The 17,963-nt window shown below is 41.9% G+C and carries 14 protein-coding genes; 1 reads left to right on the forward strand and 13 read right to left on the reverse strand.

What is annotated here, in order from left to right; translation table 11 throughout:
* Positions 1–4: 4 nt before the first annotated feature.
* The 13 genes from AC1D69_RS20930 to AC1D69_RS20990 all read right to left on the reverse strand — a co-directional run bounded on the left by AC1D69_RS20930 (position 5) and on the right by AC1D69_RS20990 (position 14,918).
* A complete protein-coding gene (locus tag AC1D69_RS20930; RefSeq protein ID WP_495458078.1) occupies positions 5–1,147 on the reverse strand; it encodes a rhamnogalacturonan acetylesterase in 1,143 nt (380 codons plus the stop codon).
* A gap of 25 nt (positions 1,148–1,172) precedes the next feature.
* Positions 1,173–2,009 (reverse strand): carbohydrate ABC transporter permease, encoded by an 837-nt coding sequence (locus AC1D69_RS20935; RefSeq protein WP_495458079.1) that lies wholly within the window; start codon positions 2,007–2,009, stop codon positions 1,173–1,175.
* Positions 2,010–2,014: 5 nt separating this feature from the next.
* The gene (locus tag AC1D69_RS20940; protein ID WP_495458080.1) at positions 2,015–2,920 is read right to left on the reverse strand and encodes a carbohydrate ABC transporter permease; all 906 of its coding nucleotides are present in this window, start codon (positions 2,918–2,920) and stop codon (positions 2,015–2,017) included.
* A gap of 173 nt (positions 2,921–3,093) precedes the next feature.
* Entirely contained in the window at positions 3,094–4,422 is a 1,329-nt protein-coding gene (locus AC1D69_RS20945) for an ABC transporter substrate-binding protein (RefSeq protein ID WP_495458081.1), read from the reverse strand.
* 160 nt (positions 4,423–4,582) lie between these two features.
* Positions 4,583–6,142 (reverse strand): response regulator transcription factor, encoded by a 1,560-nt coding sequence (locus AC1D69_RS20950; protein ID WP_495458082.1) that lies wholly within the window; start codon positions 6,140–6,142, stop codon positions 4,583–4,585.
* A complete protein-coding gene (locus tag AC1D69_RS20955; protein ID WP_495458152.1) occupies positions 6,135–7,853 on the reverse strand; it encodes a cache domain-containing sensor histidine kinase in 1,719 nt (572 codons plus the stop codon). Before AC1D69_RS20955 ends, AC1D69_RS20950 begins: the two co-directional genes overlap by 8 nt.
* 137 nt (positions 7,854–7,990) lie before the next feature.
* Positions 7,991–9,244: a stalk domain-containing protein gene (locus AC1D69_RS20960; RefSeq protein ID WP_495458083.1), complete on the reverse strand. Its 1,254-nt coding sequence runs from the start codon at positions 9,242–9,244 to the stop codon at positions 7,991–7,993.
* Positions 9,245–9,431: 187 nt separating this feature from the next.
* Entirely contained in the window at positions 9,432–10,301 is an 870-nt protein-coding gene (locus AC1D69_RS20965; RefSeq protein ID WP_495458084.1) for an inositol monophosphatase family protein, read from the reverse strand.
* Between the two features lie 243 nt (positions 10,302–10,544).
* Positions 10,545–11,315, reverse strand: coding sequence for an enoyl-ACP reductase FabI (fabI, locus tag AC1D69_RS20970; RefSeq protein ID WP_495458153.1), 771 nt, complete (start codon positions 11,313–11,315; stop codon positions 10,545–10,547).
* Positions 11,316–11,411: 96 nt separating this feature from the next.
* Positions 11,412–12,413, reverse strand: a complete 1,002-nt coding sequence (gene uvsE, locus AC1D69_RS20975) for a UV DNA damage repair endonuclease UvsE (RefSeq protein WP_495458085.1) — start codon at positions 12,411–12,413, stop codon at positions 11,412–11,414.
* A complete protein-coding gene (locus AC1D69_RS20980; protein WP_495458086.1) occupies positions 12,410–12,730 on the reverse strand; it encodes a hypothetical protein in 321 nt (106 codons plus the stop codon). The genes uvsE and AC1D69_RS20980 overlap by 4 nt, the downstream gene beginning before the upstream one ends.
* Positions 12,731–12,772: 42 nt before the next feature.
* Positions 12,773–13,870 carry a D-alanine--D-alanine ligase gene (locus AC1D69_RS20985; protein WP_495458087.1) on the reverse strand — a complete coding sequence of 366 codons (1,098 nt, stop codon included), beginning with the start codon at positions 13,868–13,870 and terminating at the stop codon, positions 12,773–12,775.
* A gap of 43 nt (positions 13,871–13,913) precedes the next feature.
* The gene (locus AC1D69_RS20990) at positions 13,914–14,918 is read right to left on the reverse strand and encodes an amidase domain-containing protein (protein ID WP_495458088.1); all 1,005 of its coding nucleotides are present in this window, start codon (positions 14,916–14,918) and stop codon (positions 13,914–13,916) included.
* A 318-nt stretch (positions 14,919–15,236) separates the two neighbouring features.
* Here AC1D69_RS20990 and acnA point away from each other — a divergent pair, with 318 nt between their 5' ends.
* A complete protein-coding gene (gene acnA, locus AC1D69_RS20995; protein WP_495458089.1) occupies positions 15,237–17,951 on the forward strand; it encodes an aconitate hydratase AcnA in 2,715 nt (904 codons plus the stop codon).
* Positions 17,952–17,963 lie beyond the last annotated feature (12 nt).

The raw sequence follows: 17,963 nt of genomic DNA on the forward strand, positions 1-17,963 counted from the left end.
TCACTTATCTCAAATACATTCGAAGAGGTTGTATGTCTAACGAGCAAATACCTTCTGCTACTCGTTCGGCTAGTCGGAATGCTCCACATTCTTGAAAATGTGTGTTATCCTCTACTCCCCCAGGATGGTTCAAATATTCACCTGGGTAAGACCACATGAAGTATTCCTTACTTCCTTCTATCCCTGCATTCTCGAACAGAATCTTACTTTCTGCTGCTAGATCAATCAACGGTACATCCTCTTCAACAGCTAGTTCTCTCATTGCTGTAATATAGTCGCCATGCGTATCTGATAAGGTACCATCACTATTAAAGTAACGTCTGTGAACTGGCGTAACCAATACAGGATAAGCCTGCTTATTCTTTGTAGCTTCAATATAGATCTTCAAATATTGTTTATATGTGCTGAAGGGCTTCGTTCCACGAGCAGAATCGCTCTTCTCATCGTTGTGACCGAATTGAATGAAGAGGAAGTCCCCTGGTAGCATTTTCTCCATGATCCTGTCTAGCCTTCCTTCCTCTATGAAACTCCGAGAACTTCGTCCGGATAACGCATGGTTATCTACAAGCACATCATGCTTGAACAACCTCGGAAGCATCTGGCCCCAACCCGCATATGGATAACCAACTGCAGGTTGATCCGTTACAGTAGAATCACCTGCTATAAACAGGGTAAGTGTGCCTGCTGCTGGAGAAATGTGTAAGACATTTATACGAGGTGCTGCGCCCGTGAATCGAATCACTAGTTTCCCATCTCGCACAGGAACAGAGAACATCATCTTCTTGAACTGTCCCTGAAAAGTTGAAATGAGAGGTAGCACGGCCATGTTCTCTCCCGCTTTGACTATCGTTAATGTATCCGCTAGATCGTCTCCAACTTCAATCGTAACTAGGTATGTGCCATTAGATAATTTCACAACAAAGTTCATGGCTATGGGGATACAAAAACTCTGTCGTAGATGTCCATCCGCCGAAGTAGAATCAGCTGTATCCTCATTCAATCTATGCAAACGATTCCGTCCATATACTTGTCCGTTTCCTTCGAACCCATAACCTAACTCATCCTCATAACGTAGATCTGGTGATACCCCAATAAATCCCTTTGCAGGCATCCCAGGTCCGAAGTCAAATGCCCATTCTGTATTCATACTTATAGCTACGACACACTCCCTCCTATCCTTTTAATCCACTACTAGTCATACCCTCTACAATTTGTTTCTGGAAAACAAAGAATACAGCGATAACTGGAATTAGACTGACAATCGACATGGCAAACATCGCACCCCAGTTCGATGCTGACTCGCTATCAAGGAACATTTTAAGGGCCATGGAGACCGTATATTTCTCTGGAGAATTAAGATAAAGTACCGGTCCAAGTAAGTCCTCCCAGCGCCAGTAGAATGAGAAGATTGCGGCTGTCGCTAATGAAGATTTCAAGAGTGGCATAATAATCTGTAAGTACAACCGAAACTTACCACACCCATCAATAGATGCGGCGTCATCCAGTTCCCCTGGAATCGTTCTGATGAATTGAACCATCAAGAAAATAAAGAATGGCATTCCGAAGAATGAAGGCACAACAAGCGGTAGAATGGTATTAATCCAACCCAATTTCGTAAAGATGACATACTGGGGTACAAGCACGACATCATGTGGAAGCATTAACGTAACCATCATTAATGAGAACCAGAATTTCTGTCCAACGAATCGAAGTCTAGCGAATCCGAATGCAATTAAAGATGAAGATAGTACAGCTCCGATCGTTGCGATCACAACAATGACTGTTGTATTCATCAAGTATTTACTAAAAGGATAAATCGTCCCTTTCCATCCCACTGCATAATTACTCCAGATCCATGTCTCGGGAAACAGTGAATCTGCCGTCATGAATATGGTCCGACTTTCTTTGAAAGAGCTGAAGAGCATCCATAGAACTGGATAGAGCATTAGAATGGCAAGCGCTGCAACGATCACATGATAAATGGGCCATTTTATTCTTCTCCATGCCATATCAATCAGCGCCCCCCTTCCGTTTCGTAGAATACCCAGAACTTAGATGTCATAAAGAGGAGCCCTGTCATGATTCCTATAAGGATGAGCATCATCCAGGCCATAGCTGACGCATATCCCATATTATTGAACATAAATGCTTGGCGGAATAAATACAGAGAATACAACATCGTACCGTCCATAGGACCACCCTCACCCTTAGAGATAACATAGGCAGGGACGAATGTCATGAAGGCACTAATGGTCTGCATAATCGTATTGAACAACACAATTGGGCTGAGCAAAGGAAGAGTAATGCTGAAAAACTTCCGTATTGGTTTGGCACCATCCACTCCAGCGGCTTCATACATTTCTGGCGAGATATTCTTGAGACCCGCAAGGAAGATAAGCATGGACGATCCAAACTGCCATACCGATAACGAGATCAACATACCCAGAGAAGCACTAGGATTTCCGAACCACTGTACAGGACTTATCCCGAACCATCCTATAACACTATTCACAATTCCCTCGTTACTGAAGATGTTGCGCCACATAATGGATACGGCTACGCTACCTCCAATAATGGAAGGAAGATAATACATCGTTCTATATGCGCCTACCATCCGTGACTTTGTATTAAGTATCATAGCTACAAACAGAGCAAATATGAGGCGTAACGGAACCCCAAGTAACACATAGATCATCGTCACCCTTACTGAATTCCAATATTTAGGATCATTAAGGAACATCTTCTCGAAATTATCAAATCCAACCCATCGGGGTGAAGAGAACAAATTATAACTCGTGAATGATAAATAAAGTGAGATAATCATTGGTATAAGAGTAAATGCTAGAAAACCTATAATAAACGGGCTAATGAATGCATATCCGGTTAAATTCGATTTCAGTAATCCATGTCGTCGCAACATACCCTGCCTCCTATTGATCTGTTGTACCCCCTTATACATAACCATCAGATAGTCATTCGGAGATGGGTGTTTCCCCCCCTCCGAATGGTTGACTAATGATTCAAGTAAATCTATAGAATGAACTAGAATCTATAGGGTAGGTACGATCATTCAAATCCTGGTGCGCTTTGCTTCTACTTATTATTTGCTAGGATGGCATTTGCAGCTTCTCTAAATTTCGGTGCAACTTCTGCTGCAGTCGTCTGTCCAAAGTTGATACTTTCTGCATAATCCGTCAACATGGCAATAATTTCAGGAGATCCTACAGGAGGAGGAGAACTCATCGGTGAGGATTTAGGTTCCATTGCCGCTACGAAATCAAATACTTGCTTCGTTTGATCACTCAATTCAGGTGCCAAGGAATCTTTTATTTTGCTAGAGATAGGTACACCACGATCTCCCTTGATCAATTTGTTCGCTTCCACATCGTTAATCCAGAAGTCGATAAATTTCGCTGCTTCTTCCTTTGCTTTCGAGTTAGAAGTCACTGCCCAGTACATACTTGGTTGCATGTACAAACCTTTCTCCATATCGGGTCCAACCATAGGTGCGAATTCCATTGGACGGTTCACAACGGTCTGTAATCCTGAGAATTGATTCGACCACTGCCAAATACCAATCCCTTTTTCTTTCACAACATCAGACTCTTCCACAATTCCTTTGGATTGATTTATCACACCTGGATCCGGTGCAGCTCCTGTCTTCACCATCCGAGCAAGACGATCGAAATAATCTACGAATAATGCATCATCTTCATATCCAAGTGCTGTACCGTCAGAATTATATAACGTTAGACCTTTTGTACGAAGATAATAGTTGAAGAAAATATCTGGTGCCATGCCGCTATCAAAGTACAGCTTGCTAGCAGCCGCTTTATTCCCAAGCTCTTCGTACTTATCCCAGTCCCAATCTGCTGGAATCGTATCAATACCCACCTTCTTTAGAAGAGCCGGATCATATTGATACCCAAGAACATTAACCCCTGTCGGAATCCCATATTGCTTACCCGCAATGATTCCCGTGCTAAGTACATTCTCGTTAACATCACTTAGTTGAATCTGATTGTTCAAGTAAGGACTGAGATCTTCTAACTGTCCATTCTTGGCATACTGGCTAATATAAGAAACGTCCATTTGCAAAATGTCTGGGAGCTGATTCGCTGCTGCTTGAGGTGCGAGTTTCTTCCAGTAATCATCGAAAGAGGCATATTCAAAATCAATTTTTACGTTCGAATTTTTGACTTTGTACATATCGATAACTTTTTGTGTATATTCATGACGTGTGTCAGATCCCCACCAAGCAATTCGTAAAGTTACATTTTTCTTCGTATCCGTACTTTCCCCACTAGAACCCGTATTGCTAGCTGTCACTTCGCTATTACCATTGTTTGAGTTTGTGTTTCCACATGCCGTTACGAATAGAAGCATCATTACCGTCATCAACATTGTCGCTCTTTTCTTCATGTCATCTTCTCCCCTTTTCAAAAATGATCATTCACTTCCGCTCACTGTTGGTAGCGCTTTCATTATTACAATTTCATTCTCCCAAATTAGGAATTGGAATTGAATACACAAAACAGAGCTCTTGGTTTAAAAAACAGAGTTCTATACCCTATCGGAATTATCATTCATAGGATCTCTTGAATTCAGTAGGAGTCATACCCGTACTCTTCTTAAACACTTGACTAAAATATTGTGAGTTCCCTGCGAATCCAAACTTATCAGCAAGTTCGAACACCTTTACATCTCCGCCGAAACGTATATATTCGCATGCCCGTTTGATCCGATATTGATTCACATAATGGGAGAAATTACTGCCTGTCACTTTTTTGAAAATTTTCCCTAGATAATCAGGATTCATGTACAATATTTCATTCGCAACACCATTTAAAGATAACTCGTCATTTCCATAGTTGCTCTCAATAATTGCGATCATTTTATCTACCACAGAAGATTGACGATGAATGTAATTGTTATAGTAACCTGCGGTCAGTTGGCTTGCTTCTTTAAATACAAATGATTTGAGACCACCTAGCGTATTCATTTCAGCTAGCACGGCCATACCTTTGGTAAAAGAATTCGTCTCTTCTGGGGGACAAATCCGTATCATCGCTGCATATAGCTGAAGTATGTAGGATCGTGTAACGGCAATTTCTAATTTCTGTTCACCTAGTTGTCTGAATAATCTATCCATTTCATGGCATACTTCTTGCTCATTTCCTGATTTGACGAGCAGACAAAACTTCTCCTCATCTAAGATATCATGGAGATTTAGAACAACTTCTGTATCAGGTAGTGCTAAATCATGCATCATGATCAAGCTACCTTCACCTACATAGAATCGGTGATTCATACATTGCAGCATCTCCCGATACAATTTGCGGGAATGTACCATACGATCTGCATCGCTAAGTGCAATCGTTACATCCAATTTATAGAATCTAAAGAATGTCGATCTCACTGTCTCAATTCCCTGAATAAGGAGATCTACAAGGGGCGGATCAGTTAATAGGATTAATAGACATCCCTCAATTGTTGTGCTCAGCAGAACACCTTCCAGAATATCCTCCGCAATATTCTTCAGTGCGAACAAATGCTCATATTCGTGTGAATCATCCTGTCGGAATAGAATCATTCGGACGGTCTGACTATTTAATGGGAGTTCAAATAAGTCTTGATAATATTCCACATCGCTACTCCCGTATGTTTTATTGGTTATGAACTCCTTCAGGAATTGTTCTTTTACATGTGGAAGTACCTTTTTGAGGCCTTGTTTCATACGGTTCACAAATTCAGCATTCTCTTTCTGTTGTTCTCGTTCTTTGAGCAATTCAGCAATGGCCCCAAGAATCTGTCCCTCATTACAAGGTTTAAGTAAATAATGCTTCACACCATACTGCATTGCACGTCTGGCATAGTCGAAATCTTTGTATCCAGACAACATAATGAATTGGATGTTTGGGAAATTCACGGCGGTCTTCTCCACAAGACCCAGACCATCTAAACCTGGCATAGAAATATCACTGATGACAATGTCGGGCTGATTGGATTCAATTTTCTCATAGGCTTCTATCCCGTTTCTAGCGGTGTCGATCAGCATGCTCCCACAACTTCCCCAATCCACGACTTGGGAGATCCCTTCGAGAATGACACGTTCATCATCTACTAGCATTACTTTATACATCCTGATCATCTCCTTTGACATAGGGAATCGTAAGTTGTACAGAAGTCTGTATATTAGGTTCGCTTAGGATATGGATTCCCCACTCATTTCCAAAGGTTAATCGAATTCGCTCCTCTATATTAGAGAGTCCAATTCCTACACCCCTTGTCTGTACTTTGCCTGCTAATAGTCGTTTGATAAACTCAGGTTCCATACCCGGGCCATCATCTTCTATGGCAATATGAATGACTCCATTTCGTTCTTTTACCACAATACGAATCCGACAAGGTTCAATATTAGGCTCCAAAGCATAATGGATAGCATTCTCCACAATAGGTTGTAGCGTTAACTTAGGTATAAGTGCATTCTCAAGTGAATCAGGAATATGAACACTGAAATCAAGTCGCTCCTCGAATCGAGTCTTCTGTATTGTGATATAACTCCATACAATTTCCAATTCCTTACTAAGAGGGATCAGTGACTCATTGAAACTAACCGAACTCCTTAATAGAAATGCTAGGGACTCCACCATGGTAGATATCTGATCTTGTTTGTTCGCTTTTGCTAACCAATTGATCGATTCAAGCGTGTTATATAGAAAATGAGGATTGATCTGTGCTTGGAGCGCTTTAAGTTCAGTCTCTCGAATGAGAAGTTGCTTCGTATAATTCTCGTTAATTAATTCACGAATGCGTTGAATCATCATTTTGAAAGTACGATGGAGTAACCCCACCTCTGACTGAGGTGATGAAGGGATCGAACCTAGAGCGATTTCTTCCAGATTATCGAGATCTCCTTTTTCGATTTTTTTCATTTTTTTGATCAATCGATCAATCGGTCTAGTAATACTCAGCGCAAGTCTTGTACCAAACAAGATCGCCATCACAAAAATAAATATAAAGATCGTGGTAACAAAACTTTTGATGAACGTAATCTTTTCAAACATTTGTTGAAAGGGTGTGATGTGGAAGTATGTCCAATCTGTGTTCGAAGAACGGAATCTCGCCGTAAAGAATCTACCCTGCTCATAAGAATCTATACTATAGGGTGTATCATGATCCATTTCATTCAATATCTCAGTACCGGTAAGTAGAGGTTCCTCGGGGTAAAGAATGTCTTGACCATCCGTAATCATTAATTGGCCACCATTTCCTGCATCTTGCACTTGATCGTCCACAATTCTATCAATCCTAACCCTGAATACAAGGGTACCCAAGTTCTCTAGTGTGAATGTTGCATCTGTAAATGACTTGATTTGTCGCACACCTAGCAAGGAGAATCCTCTTCCCCCCATCATCCAAGCGTTTGAACCCTTGTTCTTTTCAGCTAATTGAATAAGATCCGTCTGTAAGGCTTGCGGAATCCCTTCCCGATTGCCCGCCACCATGGCGTTCTTTTCCTTGTCTATAACCATCATGGAATACACATATTTCTCTGAACCTGCAAAAGCGATAATTCGATTCGTTATCTTTTTGCGTAGTAATAATTTCTCATAGGCTGTACTCGCATGTTGTAACCTCATTAAGGAGCTCTGAATTTGTTCATCTGACACGACTTTAAAAGACAGTTCCTCCAGTTCCTTCAACTGACTCTCTATTCCAACCGAAGACATCGTTAGCACTTGAGAAGATTTCTCGTAAATCTGTTCATCGTATATACTAAATACATTTTTCAAAACGGTTATGTATATCGCAAAGCTGACTAACATTAATAATGAAATCAGGCCAATCATCTTATAATGGATGCTCGTATTTAAGTAAGCGCTTTTATATTTTGATATCAAAATAGAGTCAGCCCCCTATATCTATATTAATAAACAGTCGCCCCCGATAGAGACGACTGTTTAACATAGCTGTATAGTTTATTATGTTATGGATTTATAAAAGCTGTTCTTAATTTAGCACTATATTCTACATCAAAACCTAGTCCTGTAGCCAATACAGCTAATGGAACATAAGTCTTTCCTTCTTTGCCTACTTTATTTATAAAGGCCGGTGTACTAACAGGTATAGATTGACCATTTACTACTACACTTGATGAGCCAATTGTGATAACGACTGTTAAATCACCATTTGTAATCGTAGCACTGGATGTTTTGCTATCCCATATAGAAGTAGCCCCCACTGCATCAACGATATCTTTGATCGCAACATAGTTCTGATTATTTCGTAGTACAGGCTGATAAGGGGTCTTCAGCTCCTGTCCCTTCACCACAATTGTCATCGGCAATGCTTTGTCTACTGTGGATGGCTTCAGGTATTGTCCCCAAATGGTTTCTGCAAATACTTTAGCTATTGCCTCGTATCCTAATTGATTAGGATGGATATCTCGATCTACAATAATATGAGTCATTGTTGATTCACCACCAACGAATTCCTTCGCCACATGGGCTACCTTTACATTGACCCCTTGACTCTGATAACCTGCTGCTAACTTATCTACAACATCTGTGAATGCAGTGGCAGATGCAATCAAGTTAGGATATATCTCTCGGTTAGCAATGGAGGGGATCGGGTTATATTGATCGGCTACCACGATTAATGCATCTGGATTTAATTCATGTATATTACCAATGACAGAAGTCATAGAAGTCTTATAAGAAGTGAATAAGCTCTCCATACTCGACATGAGACCTTCGCTTCCTGATGTAAGTGAACTCTCAATAATAGGTTTGAAATCATTGCCACCGATAGTAATCGTAATGAGGTCAGCTGATGTAATATCCTCTTTTAGTTGAATTGCAGAAGCACCAATCTTGTCAGCTCTAGGATCAGGAAGACCTGCCTGAATGGCATCGGCTGTGATGGACTGTCCCTTCTTTGCTGCTTCAACGAAGTGTTCTAGACCTGTTCCCTTCAACCCTAATATGCCGTAATTGGCTACCGTTGTTCTCCCACGGAATAGTCCCTGCTCGTGTAATCTCTCCACGAAACCATAGGGTACGCTGTTCTCATCCATTGCTGGTTCATAACCAACTGAAAGAGAATCCCCAATGGCAACAACGCGATAGGAACTTTGCACAGGCCCTTCACTTGGTGTAGATGCACTTACTGCACCGATTAGCATAGAAGATAACAATACTAGTCCAGTTGTGGCCGAAATATACTTCTTCCATTGAAACATTCCTTCAACTCCCCCTGAATAACTCGCTACCCTCTATCATTCGATGGGTCTCGGTTTAACCATCTTACCATTAAAAATGTACGCAAAAAAAGAGTATTCCCTAAATTTTAAGGGAATTACTCTATTTTAAGGAAACTAATCCATTTTGAGTATTCAACTCTTCATCTTCTTCAATACATTCATACCCCTATAGTCCAGTCGCTTCCGCTTCCTTAAGAGAATCGACCAACTCATCATGAATATGTCCATTACTAGCTACGATATGTCTTACACTTAAATCATATGGACGTCCTAGGGTATCGGTAACGGTTCCGCCTGATTCTTTTACCAATAGGACACCCGCTGCTAAATCCCATGAATTCAGGCCAATTTCCCAATAACCGCTTATTCTACCCGTTGCTACATATGCCATGTGTAATGCTGCCGATCCACCAGAACGAATATTACGAACATTTGGAGCTAGATGCTGCAATCCTACCATGTTGATAGGAAAAGCGAAACTATGATCTGCAGGAAATCCCGTTGCTAGAAGACTTGTTGCCAATGTATTCTCTATGGATACATGGGTAGGATTACCGTGTACGTAAGCTCCCTTCCCTTTCTCAGCCACAAACAATTCATCTCTAGAGGGATCATAAATGACACCTACAATGACTTCTCCTTTATGGGCAAGCGCAATGGACACGGCATAAAAAGGATATCCATGTACATAATTTGTTGTACCATCTACAGGATCAACAATCCATAAGTATTCTTCTTCTATAGATTCTTCCAACGCCCGTGCTGAAGCTTGTGGTCCAGGTTCGACCCCTTCTTCACCAAGAATAGCATGATCCGGGAAATGAGTCAGAATAAGCTTACGAATCATCTGCTCCGCACCTTTATCTACTTCAGTCACTAGATCTTGCGGAGAATACTTAGTACTCAATTCTTTAACTGTACCTAATTTACTCTTAATCCATTCCCCAGCTTTTGCTGCCGCATTAATCGCGACTGCGGTATATCCCTTGCTTGTCACGACATAAGGAACCTTTTCCTCTCTGTTCAAAGCACTCATCTACTTTCTGTTTAAATCTATCAATTCATTTCTCTTTTTTACAAGTATACGCCATTCCTTGTTCAAAGTTTCAGACAAATGGCGCTATTATAGCCTTTTTTCGACTAATTGATGATATTGTTCTTCCATAACAAACAAAAAGTCCGTCCCTTGCCGCGCCTTTCCTTGGGCTTGGATCCAGAACGAACTTTGATATTGTTCATACTTCAGTGCTCATATGATTGAGCTTAATTGTAATGGAGTCTAGACCCCGGTAATGTGATATCCACTATCAACATATATGACTTCACCAGTAATACCTCGGGATAAGTGGCTCATTAAGAACATTGCGGTATCTCCAACTTCTGCCGTATCCGTTCCACGACGAAGAGGGGCTTTCTCCTCAACAATCTTCAGAATGGAGTTGAAATCTCCAATTCCCTTAGCAGCCAAGGTACGAATAGGTCCTGCTGAGATTGCGTTAACACGGATATTTCGTTCTCCTAGATCATTAGCCAAATACATAACAGAAGACTCTAAAGCAGCCTTAGCCACACCCATTACGTTGTAATTGCGCATCACGCGTACAGCACCCATATAACTCAACGTTACCACGCTACCGCCTTCAGTCATAAGTGGCTGTAATCGTTGAACCACAGCAACGAGCGAATACACGCTTACGTCATGAGCTAGAGCGAAGCCATCACGGGATGTATCGTAGAATTGGCCTTCTAGATCTTCTCCTTTTGCAAAAGCTATACAATGTGCAATACCATGAAGTACACCAAATTCACCCTTCAGTGTCTCCGCAAGTTGATCGATATCTGCATCGTTGGTTACGTTACAAGGAAGAACTAGCGAATTTGGAATCGTGTCTGCTAGCTTACGAACACGTCCTTCTACCCGTTCACTTTCATATGTAAATGCAAGTCGTGCGCCTTGGTCTGCTAAGCTCTGAGCGATCCCCCAAGCAATGCTCCGATCATTTGCAACACCCATCACAACGATATTCTTTCCTTCTAACAGCTTCCCCACCATTATTATCTCCCTTCAACCATTCAAAGTAATCATGATTACATTTCAAAATACCTCATTTTACCTTTCATTTCAAGCACGGATTCACTTTCACAGTTAAGGGAGAATTTCGATGGTTGACCCATCCCGAATAGTTACCCCTTCAGAAGTGAACTGAGCCATATCCTCCATCAATCCAAACAAAGCCACATCTTTATTTTTCGCTTCAATCATAACATCCAAATTCTGCGTGTCGCCTGAGATATGTCTCAAGAAATCCAGTAGTGGACCGATCTCGATGCCATCTGCATGACTTCGGATATCCGTGACACTCTTCGGGCTAGATACATGAATCTTAGGAGCAAGTGGCATACCAGGTAATGTATCAGCTTGTGCTAGTGGGCTACCCCATGTCTTAAGAATATCTGGCCACAGGTCCCAAGGTTGCTCTCCCTCGTTGTTCACCCATTGATGATGAATATCCAGAACCATAGGTAGTCCAACATGCTGGCATACGTTCAAAGTCTCAACAGCATTAAATGTCTTATCGTCATTCTCAAGCGTTAGCCGTTCCTGAATATCACTACTCAATTGGGCAAAATGCTCTTCAAACCTCGCTGCTGCAGACAGCTTGTCTCCATAAGCTCCGCCTATATGAATATTGTTCTTAGCCGTAGCATTCAGACCCATCGCTGTAAGCATAGACACATGATGATGGAGATCACGAACCGAGCTGATTAACACCTCAGGACGAGGCGTACTTAACACGGTGAAATGATCAGGATGAAAGGAGACTCTCATTCCATGTTTGTTAATGTAGTCTCCTACTTCAAGAAATGAATCCTTCAGTGCGATCATAGGGTTCCAATCTGCAAGATCCCCATGTGTTGCTAATGGAATCAACTTTGAAGAGAATCGATATACCTTAATGTCATGTCCAATACAATGCTTCAGAAGCCGCAACGTATTGTGCAGATTCTCCTGAGCAATTCGCTCCAGCTTCCGAAGCGCCGCTTCCCGATCAGATATCTTATTGAAACTCGCCATCGTCATCGTCTTGGAAGGAGATGCATTCTGCACCACCTTAGACATCGCTACATAACCGAAACGAACAATCATGCCTCTTGTTCGCAGAAGAACATCTCATACGCTAAATTAGTCTGAATTCGAGATTCATCATCATTTAGTTTACGAATGAACTCCATCTCCACTTCTGTCACTTCGTCTCCCTGAAAGTTAATTTCAGCGATACATCCGACAATTTTGACGATTGCAATAGCCACATTATTCGGTGTGTACGCAATGACCTTCTGTCCTGTTGGATAGACGCGAAAGCCTTTCTTAACCATTTTTCCACGTCCATATTCTAACAATTCATAGAGTTCCTGTTCATTCTTGAACTTACATACTGAATTAAATTCCGTCTGAAAACCCATACCGAATTCCTCTTTTCTTCAACTCAAGATAAGAAGATTGGACTACAGATCGTTATTGTAATCCAACTCCTGCTTGCTGGCGTAACGTTCTAATGCCAATTCAATCATACGATCTAGCAACGCAGCATAACTTAAGCCTGTCTCGCGCCACAATAGTGGATACATACTGTAAGGAGTAAATCCAGGCATTGTATTTAATTCGTTAATGAATATAGCTTGATCTGATTTACGTACGAAGAAATCTGCACGGCTAATTCCACTGCCTTCAATCGCTTGGAATGCAATAATAGCAGCTTCACGAATGCGATCGGCCATTTCTGAATCTAATGGTGCAGGAATCAACATTTGTGACTGACCATCTGTATATTTTGCAGCATAGTCATAATACTCACTAGTGGATACGATCTCACCAGGAACGGAGGCCATAGGTTCATCATTCCCAAGTACGCTAACTTCCACTTCTCTAGCATCGACAAATTCTTCAACAATAACCTTAATATCATAACGGAAGGCATATTCCACGGCAGCTGTAAGCTCTTCACGGTCTTTCGCCTTCGAAATTCCTACGCTAGATCCTAGATTAGCTGGTTTAACAAAACATGGATAACCTAAATGATCCTCTACACCTAAGATCAGGTTATAGCTATCGCGCTTCCATTGACTACGTGTAAAATAACGATAACCACATTGTGGCAACCCTGCTTCCGCAAATAACTTCTTCATAACGACTTTATCCATCCCTGCAGCTGAAGCCAATACTCCAGCACCAACATAAGGCATGTTAGCCATTTCAAATAATCCCTGAATCGTACCATCTTCACCAAACGTACCATGAAGTAGTGGGAACATCAGATCCAATGTTGTAGAAGATTCATCACCAGCGTATAACCGACTGAACAGTACACTTAACGCTGCTTGTGTTCCTTCTGAATGATTCTCAAGTTTAAGATCTTCAATCCGTTCAAAAGGAGACCGTCGTACTTCCCCTTTCCGCCAATCACCTTGCTTCGTAATATACAATGGAACAATTTCATATTTATTGTAATCAAAGGCATTCATGACCGCGAATGCTGTTTGTAATGAAACTTCATGTTCTCCCGATTTACCGCCGTATACAAGACCTACTGTAGATTTACTCATGCCTAACCTCTTTCTTTCATATATAATTTAATTCTTTTGATCCCTAAAACACATCAGAGATGTGCAAAAACTGATACTTTGTATTCTCCTGCCATGCGTAGGAATCTTTATAATCCCAATAACGATGCCGACTACTTACCGTATTAGCATTGACTAACGGCATTCCACCCGCATCATAGGCTGTCACAATGGTACTATGCTCGTAGTTGCCATTACCATCCCAATCGTAAACAATCACATCACCTAGCATCAGTTGCTCGGGCCGGTCAACGACTTCCGCTCTCAAACCCCACGTACTAGTTCTAAGCATCTGTTCTAGGCTATTGGACACCGCCCAACTATAACTCCACCATTCCTTACCATTAATAAATCCTTTGTACCACCATCCTGTAGCTCTGTTACCAGTATAGTGGATTGGAGCCCCCCCTGCAAAGAGACATTGCGAGATATAGTTCGTGCAATTGACAGCAAAAGCTGTGAATTCTGGATTCTCCGTGTCCCACCATTGATTTGCATAAGCTACAGCCTCTTCTCGACGATACTTCGTCGAACGCCGTCCCGCTCCACCACCCAATACATGAGCATTTAGATAGGGACCTGTTCCTCCGCCATACATATCTTCTGTACTATTAGATGGCACAGCATGTTGTAGGGTGGGATGCCGTTCTACAGTCAGCTGTTCCACGGACACAATTACCCATTCCTCACCATCTCGAATAAAGGTAAGCCGTTGACGTTGAATCGTGTCTTCCCGATGAGTCATTCCACCCTTAGTATAAAAGAGTGAGGAATGCAATTGGATATCTACAACCACTTCTTGTGGTGTTTCTTGAATCGTTCGTAGTAGCGTGGCCCTTGTCTCGCTCCGTAACGGCTGAGCATCTCGTGACACATACCATTCATTAAGCCTTCTTGTGCGTTCCGATCTCTCCATTAAAAAGTGAAGATCCGTTACAATTTGATTCCTTGTCTCTCCGTGATCATCGATCTGACATTGATTATATTGGTTGACGTAAGTAAAAAGGACTTGCTTCCATTCCTGCTCCATAAGAACATTTCTCCCCTTCTGCAAATGGTATACACCTATATATTTCAATATATGAGCGTAATCCTTGCACTATCCATTTATTCTCATGGAATAGGGTCATGATGAATCTTCCTAAGGCTGAATTCATCTCCGGATACATGCTTGCCAAATACGTTATGAACGTGGTCGTGTGCTCCAAATTAGGACTCAAATAAAGTCAAAAACTTCTTTACTACCTTCAATGTAAACGGTATACTTAAATTAAACATTAAATTATGAAATTATGTTTCATCTAGTGAAACAATGGCAGTATTCTCAACAATAAGGAGGAAATTGTGTATGTCAGGAAAAGATCAATTCTCTACCGCTCGTAATCTAGAAGTTGGTGGTAAGAACTATCGTTACTACAGCCTACAATCTTTAGAAGATCAAGGTATTGGAAGTATTTCAACACTACCTTACTCCATTAAAGTACTTTTAGAGGCTGCTGTTCGTCAGTTCGATGGACGGGCAATAACAGAAGAACACATTAAACAACTAGCCGACTGGAATAAGGGTCGTGACGAGAACAAAGAAATTCCGTTTATTCCAGCACGGATCGTACTGCAAGACTTCACTGGTGTACCCGTAGTTGTTGATCTAGCCGCAATGCGTGATACCGTGAAAAAGGCCGGTGGTGATCCTAAGAAGATTAACCCCCTAGTGCCTGTCGATCTTGTCATAGACCACTCTGTAATGGTTGATGCATTCGGCACAGCGGATGCGCTTGAGTATAATATGGAAGTTGAATTTGAACGGAATGAAGAACGCTATCGCTTCTTACGTTGGGCTCAAACAGCATTCAATAACTTCCGTGCTGTTCCTCCTGCAACCGGAATCGTACACCAAGTCAATCTTGAGTACCTCGCCTCTGTTGCAGCAACGAAGACGATTGATGGAGAGACTGTTGTTTATCCTGACTCCTTAGTAGGAACGGATTCCCACACTACCATGATTAACGGACTTGGTGTTGTTGGTTGGGGCGTAGGTGGAATTGAAGCAGAAGCTGGAATGCTTGGACAACCGCTTTACTTCATCATGCCTGATGTTGTTGGATTCAAGCTCACAGGTAGCCTAACAGAAGGCGCAACCGCGACAGACTTAGCTCTAACCGTAACTCAAATTTTGCGTAAAAAGGGTGTTGTTGGTAAATTCGTCGAGTTCTACGGCCCAGGCTTAGCAAACATTAGCCTAGCTGATCGTGCTACTGTGGCTAATATGGCTCCTGAATATGGCGCTACTATTGGTTACTTCCCAGTAGATGATGAGACGTTGACATACCTACGTAATACAGGACGTTCTGATGAACAGGTTGCGCTAGTAGAAGCTTACTACAAGGCACAACATATGTTCCGCACGGTAGATACTGTCGATCCTGAATTTACAGATGTGATTGAACTCGATTTGGCTTCTATCGTACCTAGCTTAGCTGGTCCGAAACGTCCTCAGGATCGTATTGAATTGACTCATATGAAGGATGCCTTCAATGACATCATGCGGACACCTGTTGATAAAGGTGGTTATGGTCTTAGTGATAGCAAAATTGAGGAGACTATAAAGATTCAACATTCCGACGGTTCAGTTAGTGAACTTGGAACAGGTGCTGTCGTTATTGCTGCTATTACTAGCTGTACGAACACTTCCAACCCAAGTGTAATGCTAGGGGCTGGGCTTCTTGCGAAGAAGGCAGTAGAACGCGGATTAAAAAAACCAGGTTATGTGAAGAGCAGTCTAACACCAGGTTCCCTTGTCGTAACCGAATATCTGAAGAAAGCAGGACTACTAGAATCACTTGAGGCTCTTGGGTTCTACCTTGCGGGATATGGATGTGCAACATGTATTGGTAACTCAGGTCCACTACCTGATGAAGTAAGCCAAGCGATTGCAGATAACGATCTGACGGTGGCTGCCGTATTATCAGGTAACCGTAACTTTGAGGGTCGTGTTCATGCTCAGGTTAAGGCTAACTATCTTGCTTCCCCACCATTAGTTGTAGCCTATGCTCTTGCAGGAACGGTTAATATTGACCTGAACAATGATCCGTTGGGTTATGATCAGAATAATCAACCTGTCTATCTGAAAGATATCTGGCCAACTTCTGCAGAGATTAAAGAAGCTATTGGCATGTCCCTTACACCAGAAATGTTCCGTCAGAAGTACGAGAATGTATTTACAGCGAATGAACGTTGGAATGCCATTCCTGTACCCGAAGGTGAACTCTATGAATGGGATGATAAATCCACTTACATTCAGAACCCACCATTCTTCGAGAATCTTGGAACGGATCTAACCGATATTGAAGATATTCGTTCTGCTCGTGTATTAGCCCTTCTCAGTGATTCGGTCACAACAGACCATATTTCACCAGCGGGTAGCATTTCACCTTCTAGCCCTGCAGGTCTTTATTTGAAAGAACACGGCGTGGAACGCAAAGATTTCAACTCCTACGGCTCCCGACGTGGTAACCACGAAGTTATGATGCGTGGAACCTTCGCCAACATTCGTATTCGTAACCAAGTCGCTCCAGGAACGGAAGGCGGCGTAACTACGAACCTATTAACTGACGAAGTGATGTCCATTTATGATGCTTCTATGGATTATCAAGACCATAAACAGAATCTGATCGTCATTGCAGGTAAAGAGTATGGAACAGGTAGCTCGCGTGACTGGGCTGCAAAAGGGACTACTCTTCTCGGTGTCAAAGCAGTCATTGCAGAGAGCTATGAACGTATCCACCGTAGTAACCTTGTTGGTATGGGCGTTCTGCCTTTACAATTCCAAGATGGTACTGGCTGGACTAGTCTCGGACTTAATGGTCGTGAAACATTTGATATCGTCGGTGTTAACAATGACATTAAACCAGGTCAAGAACTTACGGTCACTGCAACTCGTGAAGACGGTACACAATTTGACTTCACCGTTACAGCACGTTTAGACAGTATGGTTGATGTTGATTATTATCATAATGGTGGTATTCTACAAACGGTACTCCGCCAAATGATTAAGAACGGGTAAAGCATGAAATAA

The organism is Paenibacillus sp. Y301 (assembly GCF_059445505.1).

Coding starts and splice junctions, on each gene's coding strand:
- uvsE (WP_495458085.1), bottom strand. CDS start 12,413: ATGATTGTTCGTTTCGGTTATGTAGCGATGTCTAAGGTGGTGCAGAAT.
- AC1D69_RS20965 (WP_495458084.1), bottom strand. CDS start 10,301: ATGAGTGCTTTGAACAGAGAGGAAAAGGTTCCTTATGTCGTGACAAGC.
- AC1D69_RS20990 (WP_495458088.1), bottom strand. CDS start 14,918: ATGGAGCAGGAATGGAAGCAAGTCCTTTTTACTTACGTCAACCAATAT.
- AC1D69_RS20930 (WP_495458078.1), bottom strand. CDS start 1,147: ATGAATACAGAATGGGCATTTGACTTCGGACCTGGGATGCCTGCAAAG.
- AC1D69_RS20960 (WP_495458083.1), bottom strand. CDS start 9,244: ATGTTTCAATGGAAGAAGTATATTTCGGCCACAACTGGACTAGTATTG.
- AC1D69_RS20985 (WP_495458087.1), bottom strand. CDS start 13,870: ATGAGTAAATCTACAGTAGGTCTTGTATACGGCGGTAAATCGGGAGAA.
- AC1D69_RS20940 (WP_495458080.1), bottom strand. CDS start 2,920: ATGTTGCGACGACATGGATTACTGAAATCGAATTTAACCGGATATGCA.
- AC1D69_RS20945 (WP_495458081.1), bottom strand. CDS start 4,422: ATGAAGAAAAGAGCGACAATGTTGATGACGGTAATGATGCTTCTATTC.
- AC1D69_RS20935 (WP_495458079.1), bottom strand. CDS start 2,009: ATGGCATGGAGAAGAATAAAATGGCCCATTTATCATGTGATCGTTGCA.
- AC1D69_RS20955 (WP_495458152.1), bottom strand. CDS start 7,853: ATGATTGGCCTGATTTCATTATTAATGTTAGTCAGCTTTGCGATATAC.
- AC1D69_RS20950 (WP_495458082.1), bottom strand. CDS start 6,142: ATGTATAAAGTAATGCTAGTAGATGATGAACGTGTCATTCTCGAAGGG.
- AC1D69_RS20980 (WP_495458086.1), bottom strand. CDS start 12,730: ATGGGTTTTCAGACGGAATTTAATTCAGTATGTAAGTTCAAGAATGAA.
- acnA (WP_495458089.1), top strand. CDS start 15,237: ATGTCAGGAAAAGATCAATTCTCTACCGCTCGTAATCTAGAAGTTGGT.